The sequence below is a fragment of the Zobellella taiwanensis genome (assembly GCF_003012795.1).
Taxonomy (GTDB): domain Bacteria; phylum Pseudomonadota; class Gammaproteobacteria; order Enterobacterales; family Aeromonadaceae; genus Oceanimonas; species Oceanimonas taiwanensis.
Genome location: NZ_PXYH01000081.1, coordinates 1 through 255, shown reverse-complemented (window position 1 = coordinate 255; position 255 = coordinate 1). Strand labels below are relative to the sequence as shown.

The following is a 255-nucleotide window of genomic DNA, read 5'->3' as shown; positions in this document are numbered from 1 at the left end:
GAGGAACAGAAATCAACCGAGATTCCGTTAGTAGCGGCGAGCGAACGCGGACCAGCCCTTAAGCAGCTTGAGTGATAGTGGAACGGTCCTGGAAAGGCCGGCGATACCGGGTGATAGCCCCGTACACAAAATGGCTCTTGCTGTGAAATCGAGTAGGACGGGACACGTGATATCCTGTCTGAACATGGGGGGACCATCCTCCAAGGCTAAATACTCCTGACTGACCGATAGTGAACCAGTACCGTGAGGGAAAGG

Annotated in this window: 1 rRNA gene; it reads left to right on the top strand. The window is 54.1% G+C overall.

Annotation, left to right across the window (positions count from 1 at the left end):
- Positions 1-255 (top strand): 23S ribosomal RNA (locus C7I36_RS17010); the annotation flags it as partial.